General features: G+C 69.2%; 18 protein-coding genes. 1 reads left to right on the top strand and 17 read right to left on the bottom strand.

All coding sequences use genetic code 11. The features are described from left to right. Positions 1 to 169: 169 nt before the first annotated feature. The 6 genes from ACQEVG_RS04035 to ACQEVG_RS04010 form a co-directional block, all read right to left on the bottom strand. Positions 170 to 1,807: a beta-N-acetylhexosaminidase gene (locus ACQEVG_RS04035; protein WP_432977079.1), complete on the bottom strand. Its 1,638-nt coding sequence runs from the start codon at positions 1,805 to 1,807 to the stop codon at positions 170 to 172. Positions 1,808 to 1,811: 4 nt separating this feature from the next. Further along, positions 1,812 to 2,645 carry a carbohydrate ABC transporter permease gene (locus ACQEVG_RS04030; protein WP_432985043.1) on the bottom strand — a complete coding sequence of 278 codons (834 nt, stop codon included), beginning with the start codon at positions 2,643 to 2,645 and terminating at the stop codon, positions 1,812 to 1,814. Between the two features lie 2 nt (positions 2,646 to 2,647). Next, on the bottom strand, positions 2,648 to 3,784 hold the full coding sequence (locus ACQEVG_RS04025; RefSeq protein ID WP_432977076.1) for a carbohydrate ABC transporter permease: 1,137 nt from the start codon (positions 3,782 to 3,784) through the stop codon (positions 2,648 to 2,650). A gap of 5 nt (positions 3,785 to 3,789) precedes the next feature. Further along, positions 3,790 to 5,094 carry an extracellular solute-binding protein gene (locus tag ACQEVG_RS04020; RefSeq protein ID WP_432977073.1) on the bottom strand — a complete coding sequence of 435 codons (1,305 nt, stop codon included), beginning with the start codon at positions 5,092 to 5,094 and terminating at the stop codon, positions 3,790 to 3,792. 280 nt (positions 5,095 to 5,374) lie between these two features. Then, positions 5,375 to 5,662, bottom strand: coding sequence for a DUF3039 domain-containing protein (locus ACQEVG_RS04015; protein ID WP_360880093.1), 288 nt, complete (start codon positions 5,660 to 5,662; stop codon positions 5,375 to 5,377). 73 nt (positions 5,663 to 5,735) lie between these two features. After that, a complete protein-coding gene (locus ACQEVG_RS04010) occupies positions 5,736 to 6,296 on the bottom strand; it encodes a YqgE/AlgH family protein (protein WP_432977069.1) in 561 nt (186 codons plus the stop codon). Between the two features lie 254 nt (positions 6,297 to 6,550). Between ACQEVG_RS04010 and murA the strand changes: the two genes are divergently transcribed. Next, on the top strand, positions 6,551 to 7,891 hold the full coding sequence (gene murA, locus ACQEVG_RS04005) for a UDP-N-acetylglucosamine 1-carboxyvinyltransferase (protein ID WP_360880087.1): 1,341 nt from the start codon (positions 6,551 to 6,553) through the stop codon (positions 7,889 to 7,891). A gap of 141 nt (positions 7,892 to 8,032) precedes the next feature. Here murA and ACQEVG_RS04000 read toward each other — a convergent pair whose 3' ends face one another. The 11 genes from ACQEVG_RS04000 to ACQEVG_RS03950 all read right to left on the bottom strand — a co-directional run bounded on the left by ACQEVG_RS04000 (position 8,033) and on the right by ACQEVG_RS03950 (position 22,713). Beyond that, a complete protein-coding gene (locus tag ACQEVG_RS04000; protein WP_004571953.1) occupies positions 8,033 to 8,314 on the bottom strand; it encodes an HU family DNA-binding protein in 282 nt (93 codons plus the stop codon). Positions 8,315 to 8,618: 304 nt separating this feature from the next. Then, positions 8,619 to 10,052 carry an NAD-dependent malic enzyme gene (locus ACQEVG_RS03995; protein WP_432977063.1) on the bottom strand — a complete coding sequence of 478 codons (1,434 nt, stop codon included), beginning with the start codon at positions 10,050 to 10,052 and terminating at the stop codon, positions 8,619 to 8,621. A gap of 398 nt (positions 10,053 to 10,450) precedes the next feature. After that, positions 10,451 to 12,868, bottom strand: coding sequence for a HelD family protein (locus tag ACQEVG_RS03990; protein ID WP_432977059.1), 2,418 nt, complete (start codon positions 12,866 to 12,868; stop codon positions 10,451 to 10,453). Between the two features lie 61 nt (positions 12,869 to 12,929). Then, positions 12,930 to 13,766: an anti-sigma factor family protein gene (locus tag ACQEVG_RS03985; RefSeq protein WP_432977056.1), complete on the bottom strand. Its 837-nt coding sequence runs from the start codon at positions 13,764 to 13,766 to the stop codon at positions 12,930 to 12,932. Beyond that, positions 13,763 to 14,350, bottom strand: coding sequence for a sigma-70 family RNA polymerase sigma factor (locus ACQEVG_RS03980; RefSeq protein WP_432977053.1), 588 nt, complete (start codon positions 14,348 to 14,350; stop codon positions 13,763 to 13,765). The genes ACQEVG_RS03985 and ACQEVG_RS03980 overlap by 4 nt, the downstream gene beginning before the upstream one ends. Positions 14,351 to 14,537: 187 nt before the next feature. Beyond that, the gene (locus tag ACQEVG_RS03975; RefSeq protein ID WP_432977050.1) at positions 14,538 to 15,140 is read right to left on the bottom strand and encodes a CGNR zinc finger domain-containing protein; all 603 of its coding nucleotides are present in this window, start codon (positions 15,138 to 15,140) and stop codon (positions 14,538 to 14,540) included. 110 nt (positions 15,141 to 15,250) lie between these two features. Continuing rightward, the gene (locus tag ACQEVG_RS03970; protein ID WP_432977047.1) at positions 15,251 to 16,531 is read right to left on the bottom strand and encodes a serine hydrolase domain-containing protein; all 1,281 of its coding nucleotides are present in this window, start codon (positions 16,529 to 16,531) and stop codon (positions 15,251 to 15,253) included. Between the two features lie 160 nt (positions 16,532 to 16,691). Beyond that, on the bottom strand, positions 16,692 to 17,831 hold the full coding sequence (locus ACQEVG_RS03965) for a uroporphyrinogen-III synthase (RefSeq protein ID WP_432977044.1): 1,140 nt from the start codon (positions 17,829 to 17,831) through the stop codon (positions 16,692 to 16,694). A 95-nt stretch (positions 17,832 to 17,926) separates the two neighbouring features. Continuing rightward, positions 17,927 to 19,267, bottom strand: a complete 1,341-nt coding sequence (locus ACQEVG_RS03960) for a nitrate/nitrite transporter (protein WP_432977041.1) — start codon at positions 19,265 to 19,267, stop codon at positions 17,927 to 17,929. Between the two features lie 126 nt (positions 19,268 to 19,393). Then, positions 19,394 to 20,593, bottom strand: a complete 1,200-nt coding sequence (locus ACQEVG_RS03955) for an acyltransferase family protein (RefSeq protein WP_432977038.1) — start codon at positions 20,591 to 20,593, stop codon at positions 19,394 to 19,396. Continuing rightward, positions 20,590 to 22,713: a glycosyltransferase gene (locus ACQEVG_RS03950; protein ID WP_432985040.1), complete on the bottom strand. Its 2,124-nt coding sequence runs from the start codon at positions 22,711 to 22,713 to the stop codon at positions 20,590 to 20,592. Before ACQEVG_RS03950 ends, ACQEVG_RS03955 begins: the two co-directional genes overlap by 4 nt. Between the last annotated feature and the right edge of the window lie 22 nt (positions 22,714 to 22,735).

Below are 22,735 nucleotides of genomic sequence, written 5' to 3'. Positions count from 1 at the left end.
GTGCATCTGCACCTAATGCACTCGCTCGTAACGATGGTCCGTTTTGGAACACCGTCGCCGCCACACGCGGATTGCCACTCTTCGGCGATCCATGTACGACTTGTTCCTTACGGCGGCCTCCTAACGTTCCCAGGGTCCCGGGCGCGGGAGATATGACTTCGAGCCGGGCTCACACGTTTGGGGGCGCACCCTCGATCGGGCGTCCGAGCACACCTGGTCGCTTCTGCCACGGCAACGGGCCGTCGGACGGCCGGTAGCCGACGCCGAGCGCGTCAAGGCGCCTGTAGTGGGCGGTCATTCGCCGCTCGAAGTCGGCGAAGTCGCGCTCTGCGGGGGCGGGCAGGGCGGACCAGGCCACCTCGGCGAAGGCCGCGAGGCGCGGAAAGACCTGGTAGTCGACGCGGGAACGGTCCTGCATCACCTCGGTCCAGACATTGGCCTGGGTGCCGAGAATGTGCGCGGCGGCCTCGGTGGACAGCTGCGGCGGTACGGGCTCGAAGCGGTAGACGTCCTCCAGGGTGCGTACGTATCCGATGGGCATCGGCTCGTCCGGGCCGCCGTGCTGGCGGTGGTCGAAGTACACGTACTGCTCGGGGCACATGACGACGTCGTGGCCGGCCTCGGCGGCGGCGATTCCCCCGGCGTATCCACGCCAGGAGGAGACGGCGGCGCCCGAGGGCAGACCGCCCTCCAGGATCTCGTCCCAGCCGATGAGGCGGCGGCCGCGGTCGGTGAGCCAGTGGTCGAAGTGCCGGATGAACCAGGACTGGAGTTCGTCCTCGTCCTTCAGGCCCAGCTCCTTGATCCGGGCCTGGACGGCCGGGGAGGCCTTCCACTGGTCCTTCGGGCACTCGTCGCCGCCGATGTGGACGAACGGCGAGGTGGCTGCCGGGAAGAGGTCGAGGATCTCCTCCAGCACGCCCTCGTAGAAGCGGAGGGTGTTGTCAGTGGGGGCGAGTACGTTCGCTGTGATGCCCCAGTTGTCCCAGACGGTGAGGAAGGACGTGTCGATGACGTCGGTGTTGCCGAGTTCCGGGTATGCGGCGATGGCGGCCTGCGAGTGGCCGGGGATGTCGATCTCGGGGACGACGCTGATATGCCGCTCGGCGGCGTACGCCACGATCTCGCGGATGTCGTCCTGGGTGTAGTAACCGCCGTGCGGCTTCTCGTCCCAGAGCTCTGATGCGCGGTGGCCGTATTTGGTGCGTGCGCGCCAGGCGCCGATCTCGGTGAGCCGGGGATGGCGCTTGATCTCGATGCGCCAGCCCTGGTCGTCGGTGAGGTGGAAGTGGAAGACGTTCAGCTTGTGGGCGGCGAGGAGGTCGAGGTAGCGCAGGACGTCGTCCTTGGGCAGGAAGTGCCGTGAGACGTCGAGCATGAGGCCGCGCCAACGGAAGCGGGGGGCGTCCTCGATGACCTGGTGGGGAATGCCGTACGTCCCGTCGGGCCGGACGGGGGCGCGACGAAAGGCGTCGAGGCCCAGCAGTTGACGCAGCGTCTGGGCGCCCCAGAAGACGCCCGCGCCGCTGCCGCCCCGGATCTCGGCGCCCCCGCTCCGGACCACGCTCAGGCGGTACGCCTCGGGCTCCAGGCCGTCGTCGACCAACAGCCTGACCGAGTTCCGGGCATCCTCCTCACCCGGCGCGAGCGGAAGGCCGAGGGCCGCGCCGACCGTGGAGCGCAGCCAGCGCTCGGTGGTTTGTGCGCCGGGTCCCGCGTACAGCGTGGTGTTGCGGTCCAGCAGGAGCCCGTCGCGGTACGGGCCCTCGATGGCGCGCGGCGCGGGGATCAGATCCGTCAGGGTCATTGCCTCAGTCCTTCACCGCGCCGCCCAGGCCGGAGACCAGGCGTCGCTGTACGAGTACGAAGAAGACCAGCACCGGCACGGTCATCACGGTAGACGCCGCCATGATCCCGCCCCAGTCGTTCTCGTCCGGCTTGAAGAAGACGAGAAGAGCCATCGGCAGCGTCGACTGGGAGGTGTCGCTGATGATGAAGGACTTGGCGAACAGGAAGTCGTTCCACGTCGAGATGAACGAGAACACGCTGGTCGCCACCAGTCCGGGGAACACCAGCGGGAACAGGATCTGCCAGAGGAAGCGGGTGCGGCTCGCGCCGTCGATGTACGCCGCCTCCTCCAGGGCGTCGGGAACCGCCTTCACAAAGCCGCGCAGCATCCAGATCGCGAACGGCAACGAGAAGGCGATGTGCGGCAGGATCAGCGAGCCGAGGGTGTTCAGCTGGCCGAAGTCACGCATCAGGAAGAAGAGCGGAATCGTCAGCGCTTCGATCGGCACCATCTGCGCGACCAGGAACATGATCAGGAGGGTCGTGCGGAACCTGAAACGGAACCGCGTCACGGCCGTCGCCGCGAGGAAGGCGATCAGCGCGGAGGCGACGACGACCACGCCCGCGACAAGCAGGCTGTTGAGGAAATAGCGGCCGAATTCCTGCTGTTCGAAGACGCGGCGGAACGAGTCGAGAGAAGGGGATAGCGTCCAGGGGCGTGCTTCGGTGGACTGGATCTCGCCCGCCGGCTTGAACGCGGAAAGCGCCATCCAGTAGAGCGGGAAGGCCACCACGACCGCGATGACGAGCGCGGATGCCTCGGCGGCGAGCCGCCAGGGGCGGTGGATGCGGAGCATGCTCACAGTTCTTCTCCCTGGCGTCGCAGCAGTCGCAGATAGACGAGGGTGACGGCCAGCAGAATCAGCAGCATGACGACGCCGATGGCGGAACCCAGGCTGTACTGGGAGGACGCGAAGGCCTTCTGATAGGCGTACACATTGAGCACGAGATTCTGTCCGGCGATGCCGCCGCCGTTCGTCATCACATAGATCTGCGTGAAGACCTTGAAGTCCCAGATGATCGACTGGATGGTGACGACGACGAGAATGGGGCGCAGCATCGGCGCGGTGACGGAGCGCCAGATCCGCCACTGGGATGCGCCGTCGAGGGAGGCGGCCTCCAGGACTTCGGACGGGATCGCCTTGATGCCCGCGTAGACGGTGACCATCACGAACGGGAACGAGCACCAGACGACTTCGAGGAGTACGAGGGCGAAGGCGCTGTAGCGGCCGTACGTCCAGGAGAAGTCGCCGAGGCCGAGAAGCCGGTTGACGGGTCCGTAGTCCGGGTCGAAGAGGAAGACCCAGACGGTGGAGCCGGTGATGGCGGGGGTGGCCCAGGCACCGAGCGCGGCGAGCATCAGGGCGAGACGGGGCAGGGCGCGGACGCGCGTGAGCAGGACGGCGAGGGCGCAGCCGACGGCGAGGGTGGCGAGCACGCAGGAGGCGGCGAAGGTCACGGTGGCGAGCAGGACCTGCCAGAACTGGCTGTCGGCGAAGAGGGTTCGGTAGTTGCCGAGGCCCTGGAAGGTGGTGGGCTCTCCGCCGCTGACCTGGGCCTGGGTGTATTCGAGGAAGGAGATGAGGCCGAGCTGGTAGATGGGGTAGACGAGGAGCGCGGCGATCACGAGGAGCGCGGGCGCGAGATATATCCACGGGGTCCAGCCCCCGCGGCCCGGGTGCCGCCGGGAAGCCGCGGACGCCTTTGGGTGGTCGCCCCCACGCCGATGCCGGGGACGGGGGCCGGCAACGCCCGACGCGATGGGGTGAGTGGCCCTGTCGGTGACCGGAGCGGCCCCGGCGGACGTGACGGCCTCCGCCTGCTCCTCAAGCTCGGTGCCCGCGGCCGCAGGCTCAGCCCCCGCAGCCGCGGCGGACTCCGTCGTACTCGCGGGCCCCGGCCACGACGCCGGGGCCCCGTTCGTGCTGTGCGGCATGGCGGTCAGCCCGCCGCGGTGAAGGACGCGTCCATCTTCTTTGCCGCGTCGGTCGACGCCGCCGCCACGTCCTTCTTGCCGCTCACGATCTCCTGGAACATCGTCGGCAGCACCAGCGCCGCGTCGATCTGACCCCAGCCCGCGGATGCCGGGACGAACTTCGTGCCCGAAGCCAGTGTCGTGACGAACGGCGCGACGAACGGCTCCTTCTTCGCCACCTCCGACCGCACGTCCGTGTACGTCGGCAGGAAGCCCATCGCGTCGAACAGCTTGCGCTGCGTCTCCTTGCCCGTGAACTGCTTCATCAGGTCGACCGCCAGCGTGCGGTGCGAACTGCTCTTCAGTACGCCGATGTTGTTGCCGCCCGCGAAGGCCGGCGCGATCGAGCCCGCCTTCAGACCCGGCAGCGGCACCACCGCGTACTTGCCCTTCGCCGCACCCGCCTCCACCGCCTGGTGGCTGAAGTCGCCGCCGATCGCCATCGCGGCCTTGCCGGAGGCGAAGGCCGTGACCGTGGCGTTGCCGCCCATCGAGGCGCACTTCGCGGCCGGACAGTTGTCGCCGCCGAAGAGGGAGGTGTACGCCGTGATGCCCTTCTGCGCGGCCGCGCTGTTGATCGCGGCCTTGTACGAACCGCCGCTCTTCTGCGCCAGTTCGCCGCCGTTGGCCCAGATGAAGGGCATCGCGCCATAGGTGTACGCACCGCCCACCGCGAGCCCGTACAGCTCCGGCTTCGACTTGTGGATCTTCCTCGCGGTGGCGATGAGCTCGTCCTGCGTCTTGGGCGGCGCGATCCCCAACTCCTTGAAGATGTCCGTGCGGTAGTACAGCGCGCGTACACCGACGAAGAAGGGTGCGCCGTAGATCTTGTCGGCGACCGTGACCGACTGCGTCGCCGTCGGGTCGAGGTCCTGCGCCTCGTCCCAGGCGTCGAACTCCTTGCTGACGTCGGCGAGTCCGCCGTCCTTGACGTATCCCGCGGTGTCGGTGTTGCCGTACTCGATCACGTCCGGCGCGCTCTTCGGATCGTTGAACGCGGCCTTGATGCGCTGGGCGCGGGTCTCGACGGGTATGTACTCGACCTTGACCTCGGTGTCCTTGTGCGCCTTGCGGAACGCCGCGACGGCCTCGTCGACGACCTTCTCCTTGGGCTTGTTGCCTACCTCCTGGAAGAGCCAGACGCGCAGGGTGCCGCTCTTGTCGTCCTTCTCCGCACTGTTGTCGGAGGTCTGGGGGGCGCAGGCGGTGGCGGTGAGGCCTGCCAGCACAAGCACCGCTGCGGGGGCGACCGTTCGGGCGATGAGCTTCATGCGTGATCCCCTACGAGTAAGCATTGCAACATATGCAACGCACGTTTCGTACTGCACAACACGCAGGAGGCTAAGGCCGCGCCAACAGCCGGACAAGAGGTCTCAACCACTCTGTGACCGGCAGACGCACCCCGTGCAACGGCAACGCAAACGACGAACGGCCCCCGGGGCGCGCACGCATGCGCGCCCCGGGGGCCGTCCCCACGGAAGGACTGGAGTTACTGGAGCTGCCGGAGCAGCTGGAGTTCCCAGAGCTCAGGAGCTACAGGAACAACTGGAGCTACTTCTTGTCCTTGCCGCCCTTGTCCTTGTCCCCGCCAGAGCCCATGGACTCGTAGATCTCCTTGCACATCGGACAGACCGGGTACTTCTTGGGGTCGCGCCCCGGCACCCAGACCTTCCCGCACAGTGCCACCACGGGAGTGCCGTCGAGGGCACTCGCCATGATCTTGTCCTTCTGGACGTAATGGGCGAAGCGCTCGTGGTCGCCGTCGCCGTGCGACACCTGTGGCGTCGGCTCTACGAGGGTCCCCGTGCCTGTCCCGCGCTCGGGCTCAAGAGTGCTCATAACTGCCAAGGGTACCCACCCCGGGGCCGTTCGGTTCAGGCCTCCCCGCGCCGCGGCGCCGACAACCCGCCCGTCAGTTCAGCGAAGGGTCGTCCGGGTACGTCGCGAACATCGCGAGCTCGTTGCGCTGGCGCCGCAGCACCGCCCGCCACAGGCTCTCCGGCTCCGGCGACGACACATCGCCGGGCTCGGACTCGACGACGTACCAGGCGCCTTCGTTCAGTTCGTCCTCCAGCTGACCGGGGCCCCATCCGGCGTACCCCGCGAAGATCCGCAGGGACCCCAGCGCCGCTCCGAGCAGCTCCGGCGGGGCCTCCAGGTCGACCAGTCCGATCGCCCCGTACACCCGCCGCCAGCCGAGCGGGCCCTCGTCGCCGGGGATCACGGCGACGCCGAGCGCCGAGTCGAGGGAGACCGGACCGCCCTGGAAGACCACGCCCGGCTCGCCCGTGAGAGTGGCCCAGGCCTCCAGGATGTCGCTGACGACCACCGGCGTGGGCCGGTTGAGGACCACGCCGAGCGAGCCCTCGTCGTCATGGTCGAGCAGCAGAACCACCGCCCGGTCGAAGTTCGGGTCGGCGAGGGCGGGAGTGGCGACGAGCAGCCGCCCTGTGAGCGAGGACACCTCGGTCATGCGAGACATGATCCCGCATCTTCGCCCTCCGCGGGGGCCGTGCGGCGGAGTGTGAGCCAGCGCAGCTCAGGACGCGACGAGGGCCTCCCGCGGCCGAAACAAGGGCCGTGACGCAGCGCAATGATTGATGAACCGAACGTGTTGTACCGAATTCATTACGCACACGGAGCGTCCCTGGCCCTACGGGACAGGGGTGGAAGCCCCTTACCCTTTGTCTCTGGCCCCCTGCCCGACCACTCCGGAACGCGAGATTCATGACCGGCACAGACGATGTACTGCTTGTCCACGGCGGAACCCCGCTGGAGGGCGAGATCCGCGTCCGCGGCGCGAAGAACCTCGTGCCCAAGGCGATGGTCGCCGCCCTTCTCGGCAGCGAGCCGAGCCGGCTGCGCAATGTGCCCGACATCCGCGATGTGCGCGTCGTACGCGGACTCCTGCAGCTGCACGGCGTGACCGTGCGCCCCGGCGACGAGCCGGGCGAGCTGGTGCTCGACCCGTCGCACGTGGAGAGCGCGAACGTCGCTGACATCGATGCCCACGCGGGCTCTTCGCGCATCCCGATCCTCTTCTGCGGCCCGCTGCTGCACCGGCTCGGGCATGCCTTCATTCCGGGCCTGGGCGGCTGTGACATCGGCGGCCGGCCGATCGACTTCCACTTCGAGGTGCTGCGCCAGTTCGGCGCGACGATCGAGAAGCGGGCGGACGGCCAGTATCTGGAGGCCCCGCAGCGGCTGCGCGGCACCAAGATCCGGCTGCCGTACCCCTCCGTCGGCTCGACGGAGCAGGTGCTGCTGACGGCCGTTCTGGCGGAGGGCGTCACCGAGCTCACCAACGCCGCGGTGGAGCCGGAGATCGAGGACCTCATCTGCGTACTGCAGAAGATGGGCGCGATCATCTCCATGGACACCGACCGGACGATCCGGATCACCGGCGTGGACAAGCTCGGCGGCTACACGCACCGGGCGCTCCCGGACCGCCTGGAGGCGGCCTCCTGGGCGTCGGCGGCGCTGGCGACCGAGGGCAACATCTATGTGCGCGGGGCGCAGCAGCGCTCGATGATGACGTTCCTGAACACCTACCGGAAGGTGGGTGGCGCCTTCGAGATCGACGACGAGGGCATTCGCTTCTGGCACCCGGGCGGCGCGCTGAACGCGATCGCGCTGGAGACGGACGTGCACCCCGGCTTCCAGACCGACTGGCAGCAGCCGCTGGTGGTGGCCCTGACCCAGGCGGCGGGCCTGTCCATCGTCCACGAGACGGTGTACGAGTCGCGGCTCGGCTTCACCTCGGCGCTCAACCAGATGGGTGCGCACATTCAGCTGTACCGGGAGTGCCTGGGCGGCTCGGACTGCCGCTTCGGCCAGCGCAACTTCCTGCACTCGGCGGTCGTCTCGGGCCCGACGAAGCTTCAGGGCGCGGACCTGGTCATCCCGGACCTGCGCGGCGGTTTCTCGTACCTGATCGCGGCGCTCGCGGCGCAGGGGACGTCGAGGGTGCACGGGATCGGCCTGATCAACCGGGGGTACGAGAACTTCATGGAGAAGCTGGAGAAGCTCGGCGCGAAGGTCGAACTCCCGGGCGGGGCGCTGGTCTAGCGAGACCCGCGCCTCAAACCCCCGCCGGCGATTGAGGCCCGCGGGTCCGGGGCCGCGGCCCCGGCAAAGGCCCTGTGCGGGCCGTACACGTACGAAGGGCGGCCACCCCGATGGGGTGGCCGCCCTTCGCGTGCTGAAGGCTTACTTGCCCTTCGCGGCTTCCTTGAGCTTGGAGCCCGCGGAGACCTTCACGCTGTAGCCGGCCGGGATCTGGATCGGGTCGCCGGTCTGCGGGTTACGAGCGGTGCGAGCGGCACGGTGGGTGCGCTCGAAGGTCAGAAAGCCGGGGATGGTGACCTTCTCGTCGCCCTTGGCGACGACCTCACCGACGGTCTCGGCGAGAGCGGCCAGCACGGCGTCGGCGTCCTTGCGGGTCACCTCGGCGCGGTCGGCCAGCGCGGCCACCAGCTCACTGCGGTTCATGTTGTTACTCCCGTGTTCTTCTTGCCTGTGAGGCGTGAGATCGAAGCCGATGCTGCCAGGGCCCTAGGACAGTCCCCGGACCCGGGTCTGCCGTCAGACCCTCGCGCCCGAATACGCATCCTGCCCCCACCAGCGGCGGGAAAGCCAATCCGGCACCCTCCGGAGTCACACGAAAAGCGCCACGGCCTCGTCGTGGTGACGTTCCGTCCACTCGGTGGAGACTCATAGGAGCCGCGCGTGCGGGCTCATGGTCCGCCACCCTAGAGCGGCAGTCACGGCCCCGCGACTCGCGACGCGCCGGGTGTCAGCCCGACGTGGGGCCCGTCACAGCCGCCCCGGCCGCCTTCGCGGCGTTGCGGACGGCTCCCGCGACCGCTCCGGCGACCTTGTCGTTGAAGACGGACGGGATGATGTAGTTCGGGTTCAGCTCGTCTTCGGTGACGACGTCCGCGAGCGCCTGGGCGGCCGCGAGCATCATCTCGGTGTTGACCGTGCGGGACTGCGCGTCCAGCAGACCGCGGAACACACCCGGGAAGACCAGCACATTGTTGATCTGGTTGGGGAAGTCCGAGCGGCCTGTGGCCACAACTGCCGCCGTCTGGCGGGCGATTGCCGGGTCGACCTCGGGGTCCGGGTTCGCGAGCGCGAACACGATCGCGCCGTCCGCCATGGCCGCCACGTCCTCGCTGCCCAGCACGTTCGGGGCGGAGACGCCGATGAAGACGTCCGCGCCGACGACTGCTTCCTTCAGTGTGCCTGTCACCCCCTCGGGGTTGGTGTTGTCGGCGATCCAGCGGAGCGGCGAGTCGAGGTCGGCGGAGACGAGGTCTTCGCGGCCCGCATGCACGACACCGTGGATGTCGGCGACGACGGCGTGTTTGACACCCGCCGCGATCAGCAGTTTCAGGATGGCCGTACCGGCCGCGCCCGCGCCGGACATGACGACCCGTACGTCCGGGGCTGCCTTGCCGACCACACGCAGCGCATTGGTCAGCGAGGCGAGGACGACGATCGCCGTGCCGTGCTGGTCGTCGTGGAAGACCGGGATGTCCAGGGCCTCGCGCAGCCGCGCCTCGATCTCGAAGCAGCGGGGCGCGGAGATGTCCTCGAGGTTGATGCCGGCGAAGCCGGGGGCGATCGCCTTGACGATCGCGACGATCTCGTCGGTGTCCTGGGTGTCCAGGCAGAGCGGCCAGGCGTCGATGCCGGCGAACCGCTTGAACAGGGCCGCCTTGCCCTCCATCACCGGGAGCGCGGCCATGGGGCCGATATTGCCGAGGCCGAGCACGGCGGAGCCGTCGGTCACCACGGCCACGGAGTTGCGCTTGATGGTGAGGCGACGGGCGTCCTCGGGGTTCTCGGCGATGGCCATGCAGACCCGCGCCACGCCCGGCGTGTAGATCATCGAGAGATCGTCACGGTTGCGGATGGGGTGCTTGGACTGCATCTCGATCTTGCCGCCGAGGTGCATCAGGAACGTACGGTCGGAGACCTTGCCGAGGACAACGCCCTCGATCTTGCGCAGTTCCTCGACGATCTCATCGGCGTGCGTGGTCGAGGTCGCTGCGACCGTGACGTCGATCCTCAGCTTCTCGTGGCCGGAGGCGGTCACGTCCAGGCCGGTCACGTGGCCGCCGGAGGACTCCACGGCCGTGGTGAGCTGGGAGACCGCGGTTCCGCTCGCGGGCACCTCCAGCCGGACCGTCATCGAGTACGAGACGCTGGGCGCCGTTGCCATGACCGGGTTCCTCTGCTTTCGCTAGCTTCATTGCCATGCGGCCGTGGCAGGTGCCCGGCAACGCCTTCCGATGGTCGCACCTACCTGCGGGTAGCAGGTAATAGTGGTCATTTAGTTCTCGGAAAACGCTTTCCACCATACGAGATGCGACGGTTTCGGTGGAAGCCTCCAACGAAAACAGGTCCGCGCCACCATCCGGTGACGCGGACCTGTCTCTCCCACGAAAAGGTGGCACCGACCCGCCATGCTCGCCTCGCGGCAAGTGGTCGCTCGTAGCGACGAAGGTTGGGCCCGGGGGCTTGGATCGAGCCGGTGCCACACCCAGGCTAACAAACCACTCTGGTACGTGATTCCCGCATCGCGGGTTGACTCCCCGTCAGTCCCGGAGCGGGACCGGTTCAGTCCCTGAGCAGGTCCGGCACACCGTCCTCGTCCGGCTGGTCGCGCCGGTCCGAGACCACCGTCAGCTGCTGGGTCGCCCGGGTGAGCGCCACGTACAGCACGCGCAGTCCGGCCGGCGACTCGTCCGCGATCTCCGCCGGGGAAACGACGACCGTCGCGTCGTACTCCAGGCCCTTTGCCTCCAGGGACCCGAGCGCGACGGCCCGGTCGCCGAGCCCGGCCAGCCAACGCGCCGCCTGCTCACGCCGGTTCATCGCGACCACGACACCGACCGTGCCGTCGACGCGGTCCAGCAGCCGCTGCGTCTCGCTCCGTACGGTCCCGGCCAGATCCCCGTCCGGTACGACACTGAAACGCGGCTCCACGCCCGTGGAGCGGACCGCCGACGGAGACTGGGTACCGGGCATGGCCAGTGCGAGCACCTTGGCCGCCAGCTCGGCGATCTCGGCCGGGTTGCGGTAGTTGACGGTGAGCTGGAAGCGACGGCGCGGGCGGCTGCCCAGCGCCTCGTCGCGGGCCTCGGCCGCCTCGTCCGGGGACGACCAGGACGACTGCGCCGGGTCGCCCACGACCGTCCAGGTGGCGTGCCGCCCACGGCGGCCGACCATCCGCCACTGCATCGGGGTCAGGTCCTGCGCCTCGTCGACGATGACATGCGCGTACTCGGTGCGCTCCTGTGCCAGCCGCTCGGCGCGCTCGCGCTGCGACTCCTGGCGCTGCGGCATCAGCTCCTCCAGACCGGTGAGCTGGTCCAGCGGATCGAGCTCGCGCTTGCGTCTGGGGCGCGCCGGGGTGCCGAGCAGCAGCTGCAGCTCGTCGAGGAGCGCCACATCGTGCACGGACAGGGCTTCGCGGCGCAGTGCGCGGGCCAGGCGGCGCACCTCGCCCGGGTTGAGGATCCGCCGCGCCCAGCGGCCGAGCCGCCTCTCGTCGGCCATCGCGGTGAGCACCTGGCGCGGGGTGAGCTCGGGCCACCAGGCGTCCAGGAAGCCGATGAAGGCGTCCTCGGACGCCACGTCCTCGTCGAAGGAGGACCGCAGCTCGGCCGCGAGCCCCGGGTCGGTGTGCCGGGTCCCGGCGCCGGACTTGGCGTACAGGGCGTCGAGCAGCAGCCTGCGCGCACGTGGGCGCAGCAGATTGACGGGCGCGGTGCCGCCGAGGACGTTGTGCCGGATGCGCTGGAGTTCGTCGGCCGTCAGCTCCACACGGCGTCCGAAGGCGACGACGCGCAGCCGCGTGGGCGTCGCGGCGGGGGCCTCCCGGCCCTCGTCGGGCTCCTCGCCGAACTCGAGCTGCCCGTCGGGCTGGGCGCCTCGCGCTCCGCGCCCGGAGCGCGAGGAGCGACCGGAGCGCGCGGATGCCGCCGGGCCTCCCGGGAGCTCCAGCGCGCCCCGAGCAGCGTTGCGAAGCACCTTCAGCATCCGCGAGGAGCCCTTGATGCGGGCCACGGCCGGTTCGTCGTACGCCGTCGCCTCCACGCCGTCGACCAGATTGCCGACCGCACGGATCGCGACCTGCCCCTCCTCGCCCAGCGACGGCAGCACGCCCTCGGTGTACGCCACGAGCAGCGGCGTCGGCGAGACGATCAGGATGCCGCCCGCGTACCGCCGGCGGTCCTGGTAGAGCAGATACGCCGCCCGGTGCAGCGCCACCGCGGTCTTGCCGGTGCCGGGACCGCCCTCCACATACGTCACGGACGCGGCCGGGGCCCGGATCACCAGATCCTGTTCCGCCTGAATGGAGGCGACGATGTCCCGCATGGTGTGGCTGCGGGCCTGCCCGAGCGCCGCCATCAGCGCGCCGTCCCCGATGACCGGCAGCTCGGCGCCGTCGAGCACAGCGGTCAGCTCCGGGCGCATCAGGTCGTCCTCGACCCCGAGGACCCTGCGGCCCTTGGAGCGGATGACCCGCCGGCGTACCACCCGGCCGGGATCGACCGGGGTCGATCGGTAGAAGGGCGCGGCGGCCGGGGCGCGCCAGTCGATGACGAGCGGCGCGTAGTCGGAGTCGAGGACCCCGATCCGGCCGATGTGCAGGGTCTCCCCGATGTCGGCCGTGTTGTCCGCCGCCACGGCGTCGTCGGCGGGCTCGACCGAGGTGTACGCGCCGTCCGGGCCCTTCTTGCCGTCCTTGCCGCGCAGCAGGTCGATGCGCCCGAAGAGGAAGTCCTCGAACTCGTTGTTCAGCCGGTTCAGGTGGATGCCCGCCCGGAACACCTGGGCGTCCCGCTCGGCGAGCGCGCCCGGGGTGCCGACCTGGCCGCGTTTGGCGGCGTCGTGCATCAGGAACTCCGCCTCGTGGATCTTCTCCTCGAGGCGGCGGTACACCCGGTCCAGATGTTCCTGCTCGACACCGATCTCTCTGTCCCGGACGGAGTCCTGGACAGAGTCGACAGCGGCTTCCTGCGCGGCCACCGAGGCCCCCTTCTGACGTGCACTGGGCAGCCGTCAACCGTACGCGAAGGGGGCGAATCTGTCAGGCGTCGACCTCCACGAGCCGCTTTCCGTCGAAGGTGCGGACCTCGAAGTGATCGATGTCGCTGCGGTTCATCGCCGCTCCGCCGTGGACATAAAGCGGCTTCCTGCCCATTTTGTCGGGGCTGTCCGGGATGCCGTAACCCCACTTCGGGACGGCCCAGGAGGTCACGACCTCTTCCTCGCCGGACTTGGAGACGACGATCAGATTGCACTTGAGCGGACCCTTGACGTTCTTCAGCTCCAGAACGGTGTGGGTGCCGTAGGGCTTCGTCTCCATGCCGACGGTCGCGCTGACCTTGGTGGTCGCGTCCGTGGCCTGCACCTTCGTTTCCATGTGGTTGAAGAAGGCGTCCTCGGCCGGAGAGGTGGGGTGCGGAGTCGTGGCTGCCTGGTTGCTGCCGGTGTCATCCGCCGTGACCACGACCGCGACGGCCGGACCGCCGATGATCAGGGCCGCGGCGGCCGCGACCAGATACATCCCGCGCCGGCGCCTGGCCGCGCGCTTGGCCGCGACCTCGTCGAGCAGTCCGCCGAGCAGCTTGGGGCTCGGGGCGGTGGGCACCACGGGGACGGGCCGCGGCGGTGAGTACTCCCAGTCGGACGCCGACCGCGCGCCGGGCAGCAGGTTCAGCACGTTCGACTGCTGGGGCGGTGCCGGAGCCTCGGCCAGCATGGCCAGCATCGGCTCCATCCCCGAAAACTCCTCGAGGTGGGCGGCGCAGATGTCGCAGCCCGCCAGATGCGCCTCGAAGGCGGAGGCGTCCGCGTCGTCCAGGATGCCGAGCACATACGCAGCGGCGGCGTCGTGTACGGACTCCTGCTCGTACATGGTCATGCCGTGACCCCCCTCTCCTCCAGAGCGAGCTTCATGGAACGGAGTGCGTAGAACACCCGGGACCGCACCGTCCCACTGGGTATGCCGAGCGTCTCGGCCGCCTCATTGACCGTGCGCCCCTTGAAATACGTCTCGACAAGAACTTCCCTGTGGGCGGGCGTCAAATCATCGAGTGCATCTGAGAGCGTCATCAGCCACAACGCCTTGTCGATCTCGTCCTCCGCGGGCATGACCTCCAGCGGCGACGGATCGACCTCCTGCGGCCGGGCCTGCCGGCTGCGGTGACCGTCGATGACGATGCGGCGTGCAACCGTCACCAGCCAGGGTCGGACAGAGCCAGTTGCTCGGTTGAGCTGACCGGCGTTCTTCCAGGCACGGATGAGCGTCTCCTGCACCACGTCCTCGGCACGCTGGCGATCGCCGGCGACGAGGCGCAGTACATAAGCAAGCAGAGGTCCCGCATGTTCGCGATACAGCGCGCGCATCAGCTCCTCGTCAGGTGCTGAGGAGTCGGTGCGTGGCTTCTCGCTGCGATGGCGGGCCCTCTGCGGACGGTCATCGGCCACGGCGGCATCCTTGCGCACCTGAACCTCCCGGTCGAGACCCTGTTTTGGCTGACTGCTTCTCCCCCATCACTACGGAGGCCACAGGCGTATCACTCAACGTCCGCCGGAAAATCTTTCAAGATCTTTTACGGGGTGCACCGGGCGGGCTCCCGGCCGGGTCTCAGACGAGTCTCGGCCCGGGTCTCGGGCGGGTCTCGGGCGGGTCTCAGGCCCTTGCCACGGCCGCCCTGCGCCGGTGTCTGGCGACCCGCTCGCGGTTCCCGCACACCTCGCTGGAACACCAGCGCCGCCGCCGTCCCCGGGACGTGTCCAGATAGACCCGGCGGCAGTTGTCGCCCTCGCACTGCCGCAGCCGGGCCCTGGCCACCGGGTCGGTCAGCAGCTCAACGGCGTCGCGGGCGATCGCCGCCAGCAGCGCCCCGCACTCGGGCGCGGCGCTCAGCGCCCGTACGAGAAAGCCCTCTTCGTCGCGTACGGCTCTGATGCCGGGCGGCGCCCCCGCGGCGAGGGCGTTCACTCGCTCCAGCGCGTACTCGACGCTCCGGCCGTCGATCTCGGCCCGCACCAACTGGGCGATCCAGTCCCGCAGTTCGACGAAACGGTCCACCCACTGGCCCTCCGCGCCCGCCGACTGAGTGTCCGCCGGCACCAGGCCGGCGCCCACCAGCCACAGCCCGAGCCGCCCGGCCCCGTTCAGCGTCTCGCGTCCGCCGGGCGCCGCCTCCGCGGTCGCCACCAGGTCCAGGCAGATCCGCCCGGAGTCGAACCTCCAGTCGTAGGAGGCTGCACCCGCCGCGCCTGCCACCATGCGCCTTGTCACCGCCCTCGGGGTCACCGCCGGGTCTTTCCACCAGAGTGCCCTGAGGAACGTGCGGCCGGAACCCCTCCTTCTGCGCGGTCCGGCCGCACGCGGGTGCGTCAGTCGCGGGCGATGCCCGGCGCGATGTCCTCGTACTGCTTCTCGTGCTGCTTCCCGGACTTCTCGTACTGCTGCGAGGGCGCGGTGCTGCGGGCGCCGGTCGCGGGCGCCGGCTTGCCGCAGAAGGCCGCGTCCAGCGTCTTGGCCATGACGCCCAGCACCTCACCGTTGTTGGAGGTGTTGGCGACCGCGGTGATGCTGCGCTTCCCGCCCTTGGAGGTGAAGGAGTACGTGTAGTAGCCCTGGACGGTGCCCGTGTGCCCGTACACCGAGACGCCGCACGACAGATCGCGGCGGCGCAGGCCGAGTCCGTAGCCCTGGGTGCTGTTGACCGCTGTCCACTGCTGCATCTGCGCCAGCCGGTCGGCCGAGAGCAGCCTGCCGCCCAGCAGTGCGGAGAAGAACGTGTCCAGGTTCTTGGTGCTGGAGATCACCGCACCGGCGCTCTGTGCCCAGGAGACGGTCTGCCGGGTGGAGTCGACGAGCGGAGCGCCCGCCTCGTCGGGCGTGAGATAGCCCTTGGTGTGCCGGCCCGGGAGCGCGGTGTCGGGGTGCACGTAGAAGGTGTCGCGCAGCTTCAGCGGCTCGATGATCCGGTTGCGGTACTCGGTGCTCAGGGAGTGTCCGGTGAGCTTCCCGATGAGCATGCCGACGACGACGAAGTTGGTGTTGGAGTACGAATAGGCCGCGCCCGGCTGGTTGTTCAGCGGCTTGGCCAGCGACAGGTCCACCAACTCCTGGAGGGTGAACACCCTGTTGCGTACGGACTCGAAGCCCGGGACCGTCTGCGCGAACATGTCGTTCGTGTAGTCGTACAGACCGCTGCGGTGGCTCAGCAGATGGCGCACCGTGATCCGGTCGTCGGGCAGCAGCCCGGGCAGATAGGTGTTGACCGAGGTGTCCAGGTCGAGCCTGCCCTCGTCGACGAGTTGCAGCAGCACCACCGAGGAGAAGCTCTTGCTGACGCTGCCGACCCGGAAGCGGTCCTCGGTGCTGATGGCCCGTCCGGTGGCCCGGTCGGCGACGCCCTCGGTGGCCTTGTACACCGTGCCGTTGTCGTCGATCCGCGCCATCGCGCCGGGCGCGCCCTTTGCCAGCGCCGACCGCAACACCTCACGCAGTCCCGCCAGATCGGGCGCCGGCATCCCCTCGGCGGCTGCCGACGGGGTGCTTTCGGCGGCGGATGCGGCCTGTGCGGGAACTGCCAGCAGCGACAGCAGAACCGCGCCCAGCGCCGTGCCCCTGCCCACCATGCCTGAGACCATCTGGTTCTTCTCCATTCGCGTACGAGCCGCGCCGCGGATGCGGACTCCGGCAACAGCTATACGCGTTGGAGCTCATGCAGGTTGCATCGAGAGGTGAACTCCGGGGCCGTGGACGGCTGGAGCGTGGGGGGAGGCTGGGCCTTGGGGACGCGACGCGGGCAGGTGCGCTACCGCGTCACGCGTCCGCGTACTTCGTGTCCGCGGCCGGGTCCAGGGCCAGCCGGTAGCCCCGCTTGACGACGGTCTGGATGAGTTTGGGCACGCCGAGTGCCGTACGCAGCCGGGCCATGGCGGTCTCGACGGCGTGCTCGTCGCGGCCCGCGCCGGGCAGCGCACCCAGCAGATCGGCGCGCGAGACGACCCAGCCGGGGCGCCGTGACAGGGCGCGCATCAGGGCCATCCCGGCGGGCGGCACCGGCCGCAGCTCATGGTCGACGATGACCGCGTGACCGCGGATCTCGATCCGGCGGCCCGCGACCGGGAGCGTACGGGCGCGGCCGGGCAGCTCAAGACCGAGCAGCTGCACCAGCGGCCCCAGCCGGAAGCGTTCCGGCTGCACCGTGGTGACGCCAAGGGCCTGCAGCGGCAGCGCTGTGACCGGCCCCACACAGGCGGCCAGCACATCGTGGTCGAGTGCCTCCAGCAACTCGCGGAGCAGGCCACGGGACTCGGCGCGGGAGAGCAGCGACGCGGCGGCCGGGGCGCTGGTGAAGGTGATGGCGTCCAAGCCTCGCGAGACGGTCGCGTCGAGAAGCCGGTCCACGGGGGCGAGGTCCTCCGGCGGCATCCACCGGTAGACGGGCACGAGGACGACGTCGGCGCCCGCGGCCCGTAGCGACTCGACGAACCCGGGCAGTGGCTCGCCGTGCAGCTGAAGCGCGATACGACGGCCCGCGACCCCTTCGGCGAGCAGCCGGTCGAGGACCTCGGCCATGGACTCGGAGGCCGGGGACCACTCCTCGGTGAGCCCGGCGGCACGGATCGCGCCCTTCACCTTCGGCCCGCGGGCCAGCATTTCCACGCCGCGCAGCCGCGCGAGCAGTTCCTCCCCGCACCCCCAGCCGTCCGCGGCCTCCACCCAGCCGCGGAAGCCTATTGCGGTGGTGGCGACGACCACGTCGGGCGCGTGGCCGATGATCTCCTTGGTGGCGGCGAGCAGGTCGGCGTCGTCGGCGAGCGGAACGATACGCAGGGCGGGTGCGTGCATGACGGCGGCGCCGCGCCGACACAGCAGCGCGCCGAGCTCGTCGGCGCGCCGGGCAGCGGTGACTCCTACGGTGAACCCGGCGAGCGGCCCGTGCTGAAGGTCTTGCATGTGATCGTCCCTACTCTGTCCCACCCTGTACGGATGTGACGACCGAGCCTGCCAACGGTGCGTGACAGGCTCGGTTCGCCAATATTTCTCCGGTGTTACACCTCTGCGTAGCTGAGCTGCGGCTTCGCTTCGGCAACCGGCTGCGCGGCGGTGACGGGCCGGCGAAGGTATACCCCCCAGGTCACCGCGAAACAGGCGGCGTAGAAGACGAGGAAGGCGACGAACGCCGAAGTGCCGGTGTGCGCCGTCAGGAAGGACTGGCGGAAGGCGAGGTTGATGCCGAGCCCGCCGAGCGCACCCACCGCGCCGATCAGCCCCATGGACGCGCCGGACAGCCGCCGCCCGTACGCGGCCGCCTCCTCGCCGGTCATGCCCTTGGCGATCGCCTTCGCCTGGAAGATGCCGGGGATCATCTTGTACGTGGAGCCGTTGCCGACCCCGGTCAGCACGAACAGCACGATGAACGATCCGGTGAACAGCGCCAGCGACTTCTCCACGGAGGCGAGTACGACGACCCCGGTGGCCGCCCCCATGCCGAGGAAGTTCCACAGGGTGATGCGCGCGCCGCCGTAACGGTCGGCGAGCCAGCCGCCGAGCGGCCTGATGAGCGAGCCGAGCAGCGGCCCGATGAAGGTGATGGACGCGGCTTGCAGCGGCGTACGTCCGAACTGCGTCTGGAGGACCAGGCCGAAGGCGAAGCTGTAGCCGATGAACGACCCGAAGGTGCCGATGTAGAGGAAGGACATGATCCAGGTGTGCGGATCGCGCACGGCTTCCTTGGAGGCGCCGGTGTCGTTCTTGACCGGGGCGAGGTTGTTCATGAAGAGCGCGGCACAGACCGCGGAGACCAGGATGAGCGGGATGTAGATCCCGAGCAGCAGGCGCGGTCCGGCGGCCGCTCCGATGACCGCGAGCCCGACCAGCTGCACGACCGGCACGCCGATGTTGCCGCCGCCCGCGTTCAGACCGAGCGCCCATCCCTTCTTCCGCAGCGGGAAGTAAGAGTTGATGTTGGTCATGGAGGAGGCGAAGTTACCGCCGCCCACGCCTGTGAGCATCGCGACCAGCATGAATGTGGTGTACGTGGTCCCGGGTTCCATCACCACAAAAGCCGCGACCGTGGGCAGCAGCAGCATCGACGCGGCGATGATCGTCCAATTGCGTCCGCCGAAGCGGGCGACGGCAAAGGTGTACGGAACCCGGATGAAGGCCCCCACCAGCGTGGCCATGGCCACCAGGAAGAACTTGCCGGCCGGGTCGATGCCGTACTCGGGCCCCATGAACAGGACCATCACGGACCACAGGGTCCAGATGGAGAAACCGATGTGCTCACTGAGCACGGAAAAGGCGAGATTGCGCCGGGCGATCTTCTCCCCCTTCGCTCGCCAGAAGGTCTCGTCCTCGGGGTCCCACTCTTCGATCCAGCGGCCTGCCATCACACGCCTCCACGGGTGTCGGGTCGTGTAAGCGAAGTTATGGACGGCTCGTTTCGGCTCCGGTGGCCTGAGGTGACCGGTGCGAAACCTTGCTCTCACCCGGGCGTCACCGCCGGTGTGAGCCGGTCACCTCTCGCGCGACTCCTCGCGGCTCCCCGGGGACGCCTTGCGGACGCCATTTGGCCATAGCCTGGGCCTTCGCTTGGCCGCCAGATCCTCGATCCAGCCCGTGGCCACGATCATCAGCCCGATGAGCGGCCAGACCAGCAGGAACATCCAGATCGAATACGTTGTCTCCAGCGCGCCGCTCAGGTGCTCGTCCACGTAGGGGACCTCCCACAGCAGGTCGAGCAGTGGGATCGTCGCCATGATCAGGGCGTTGTGCCAGAGGTAGATCGTCACCGCGCGGTTGTTGGAGAGCGTGACGTACTTGTCGAAGCGGGCGAGCTTTCCGGGCAGCTCCTGCCAGGACGGGGAGTACTGGAGCAGGATCATCACAAAGCCGAGCGACCAGGTGGCCTGGGCCAGCGGGATGTCGTTCAGGTCCCAGCCGTCCTCGGTCTGGTGGCCCGAGGCCCACCACAGGCCGAAGGCCATCACCAGGGTGGAGCAGGAGATCGCGAGATAGCGCGGGATCTTCTGCAGCAGCCCCTCGTGGTGGGCGAAGCCGAGGACCCAGCAGGAGCCGAAGACGGCGAAGTCGGAGACCGCGTTGCCCGTCTCGCCGGGGATGTTCACCAGCCCGGTGCCGACGACCGCGGTGAGGCCGAGCGGCGCGAGCAGCGTAACCCAGGGCAACCTGCGGAAGGCCAGGAGCAGCAGCGGCGAGGCGATCACGAACCAGAGATAGGCGCGCAGATACCAGAGCGGACCCACCGCCTGGACCGCCCAGGTGTCCTCCAGGAGACCGGCCTTGTCACCGATGCTCCAGGGGAACTCGGGGGCGCCGACCGGGACGATGTAGCAGAACAGCCTGGCGAACCACCACAGCCCCTCCTCCTTGACCGGCTTCCAGCCGGCCGCGAAGAGCATGGCGAGCATGATGGCGCTGAAGGCCCACAGCGGCGGCAGCAGCCGGCGGATACGGCCGCGGATCACCCCGAGCGCGGGCCGCGACAGCGAGCGCGCCATCAGCGAGCCCGCCAGCGCGAACATCACGCCCATGGACGGGAAGAGGATCGTCAGCCAGGCCCAGCCGAATATGTGGTAGACGACGACACGGACCAGCGCGAGGGAGCGCAGCAGGTCGAGATAGCGGTCGCGGCCCGGCCGCGCGGCCTGTGCCGCCGGCGCCGGGGCCGGTGCGGCCGTGGAAACGTGACTCATGCGACGGGCCTCCGGTCCTCACTGCTGCGGCGCTGGCCCGGTATGACGCCGGGCGCCTCCACCGCTCCCGTACGCCGCAGCTTCTGCCAGCGCAGCCGACCGCCGGTCAGCGCGGTGATCCAGGACTGCAGCAGCACGACGTACATCAACTGCCGGTACAGAAGCTGCTGAAGGGGCAGCGACACCAGATGGACCATGCTTTCGCCGTCCAGCCGGAAGGCGTACGCAGCGCATACGAGCTGCACGGCGAGGACTCCCAGCCAGGCGGCGATCGTCTTCTCGGTGGGCCCGAAGACCAGTCCGTACAGCAGGAAGACGTCGATCAGCGGGGCCAGCAGTGGAGCCAGCACCATGAAGAGGGAGACGAGCGGCAGACCCACCCGGCCGAAGCGGCCCGACGGCCCGCGCTCCACGAGCGCACCGCGGTGCTTCCAGATCGCCTGCATGGTGCCGTACGACCACCGGTAGCGCTGCGACCACAGCTGCTGCACGCTCTCCGGGGCCTCGGTCCATGCCCGCGCCCGCTCGGCGTAGACGACGCGCCAGCCGTCGCGGTGCATGGCCATGGTGACGTCGGTGTCCTCGGCGAGGGTGTCCTCGCTCATACCGCCGACCCGTTCCAGGGCCTGGCGGCGGAAGGCTCCGATCGCTCCGGGGATGGTGGGCATGCAGCCCAGCACGTCATACATCCGGCGGTCGAGGTTGAAGCCCATCACATACTCGATGTGCTGCCAGGCCCCGATCAGGCTGTCGCGGTTGCCGACCTTGGCATTGCCCGCGACCGCGCCGACGCGCATGTCGCCGAACGGCTGGACCAGCTCGCGGACGGTGGACGGCTCGAAGACGGTGTCGCCGTCCATCATCACGACGATCTCGTAGCGGGCGTGCCGTATGCCGTTGTTGAGGGCCGCGGGCTTGCCCGCGTTGGCCTGCCGTACGACGCGGACACCGGGCAGCCGCAGCGCCTCGACGATGTCCGCGGTGCCGTCCGTGGAGCCGTCGTCGATGACGATGATCTCGATGGGGTGGTCGCTCGCCATCAGTGAGCGGACGGTGTTGGCTATGCACTCGCGTTCGTTGTACGCGGGGACCAGCACGGACACCGGGCCGGTGATCGGCGTGCCCCAGCTGAAACCGGGCCTGCGCACCTTGCGGGCGTGCGCGAAGGACAGGATCAGCATCAGCCCGAAGCGCGCCATCACCAGCACGCCGATGGCGGCGAGACCGACGACGAGGACCTCCGTGGTGTGCTCGGAGAAGGCGACGGCGGTGACGAAGGCCTTCCCCTTCCACAGCTCGGGTCCGGTGACCTTGGTGTGGGCGCTGGGCGCGCCGAGCGCCTCGGTGAGGTTGGTGAAGCGGTAGCCGCGGCTCTTCATCTCCGGCAGGAAGCGGTCGAGGGCCGCGACGGTCTGCGAGCGGTCGCCGCCGGAGTCGTGCATCAGCACGATCGAGCCCTGGGTGCCCTTGGGCGTGGCCCGCTTGATGATCGCGTCGACGCCGGGGCGCTGCCAGTCCTCGGAGTCGGTGTTGTTGAGGGCTGTGATGTAGCCGCGGCTGCCGATGTACTGCGTGACCGGCCAGGACTTGTTGTCCAGGGCGTCGGAGAACGAGGAGTACGGCGGGCGGAACAAGGAGGTGCGGATGCCGGCCGCGCCCGCCAGCGCCAGCTGGTTCTCCGAGAGCTCCCAGTCGATGCGCGCGGTGGACTGGTAGGAGAGATCGGGGTGGTTGAAGGTGTGCAGTCCGACCTCGTGCCCTTCGCGCACCATCCGCTCCACCAGCTCGGGGTGGCGTGAGGCCATGGTGCCGGTCACGAAGAAAACGCCGTGCGCGTCGTACTTCTTCAGCTTGTCGAGGACCTTCGGCGTCCAGACGGGGTCGGGCCCGTCGTCGAAGGTCAGCACCAGCCTGCGTTCCGGGATACTCAGGGTCTTGGGATCGGCCTTGTCGCGCGCGTCGATGACCGGTCCGCCCTCGAGGATCTTCTCGGGGACGTGGTCGGTCGGGGCCGGGGGCCGGATGCGGTGGTCGGCGAGGATCTCGCTGTGCACATACCCGCGCAGCATCAGCATGGCGAGCAGCGCGACCAGGACGAGCACGGGCAGCAGATACCGCATGGGCATTCTGCGTACGGTCGGC

It is taken from the genome of Streptomyces sp. CA-135486 (assembly GCF_050936555.1).
GTDB lineage: Bacteria > Actinomycetota > Actinomycetes > Streptomycetales > Streptomycetaceae > Streptomyces.
This window is presented reverse-complemented; position numbering and strand designations above follow the sequence as displayed.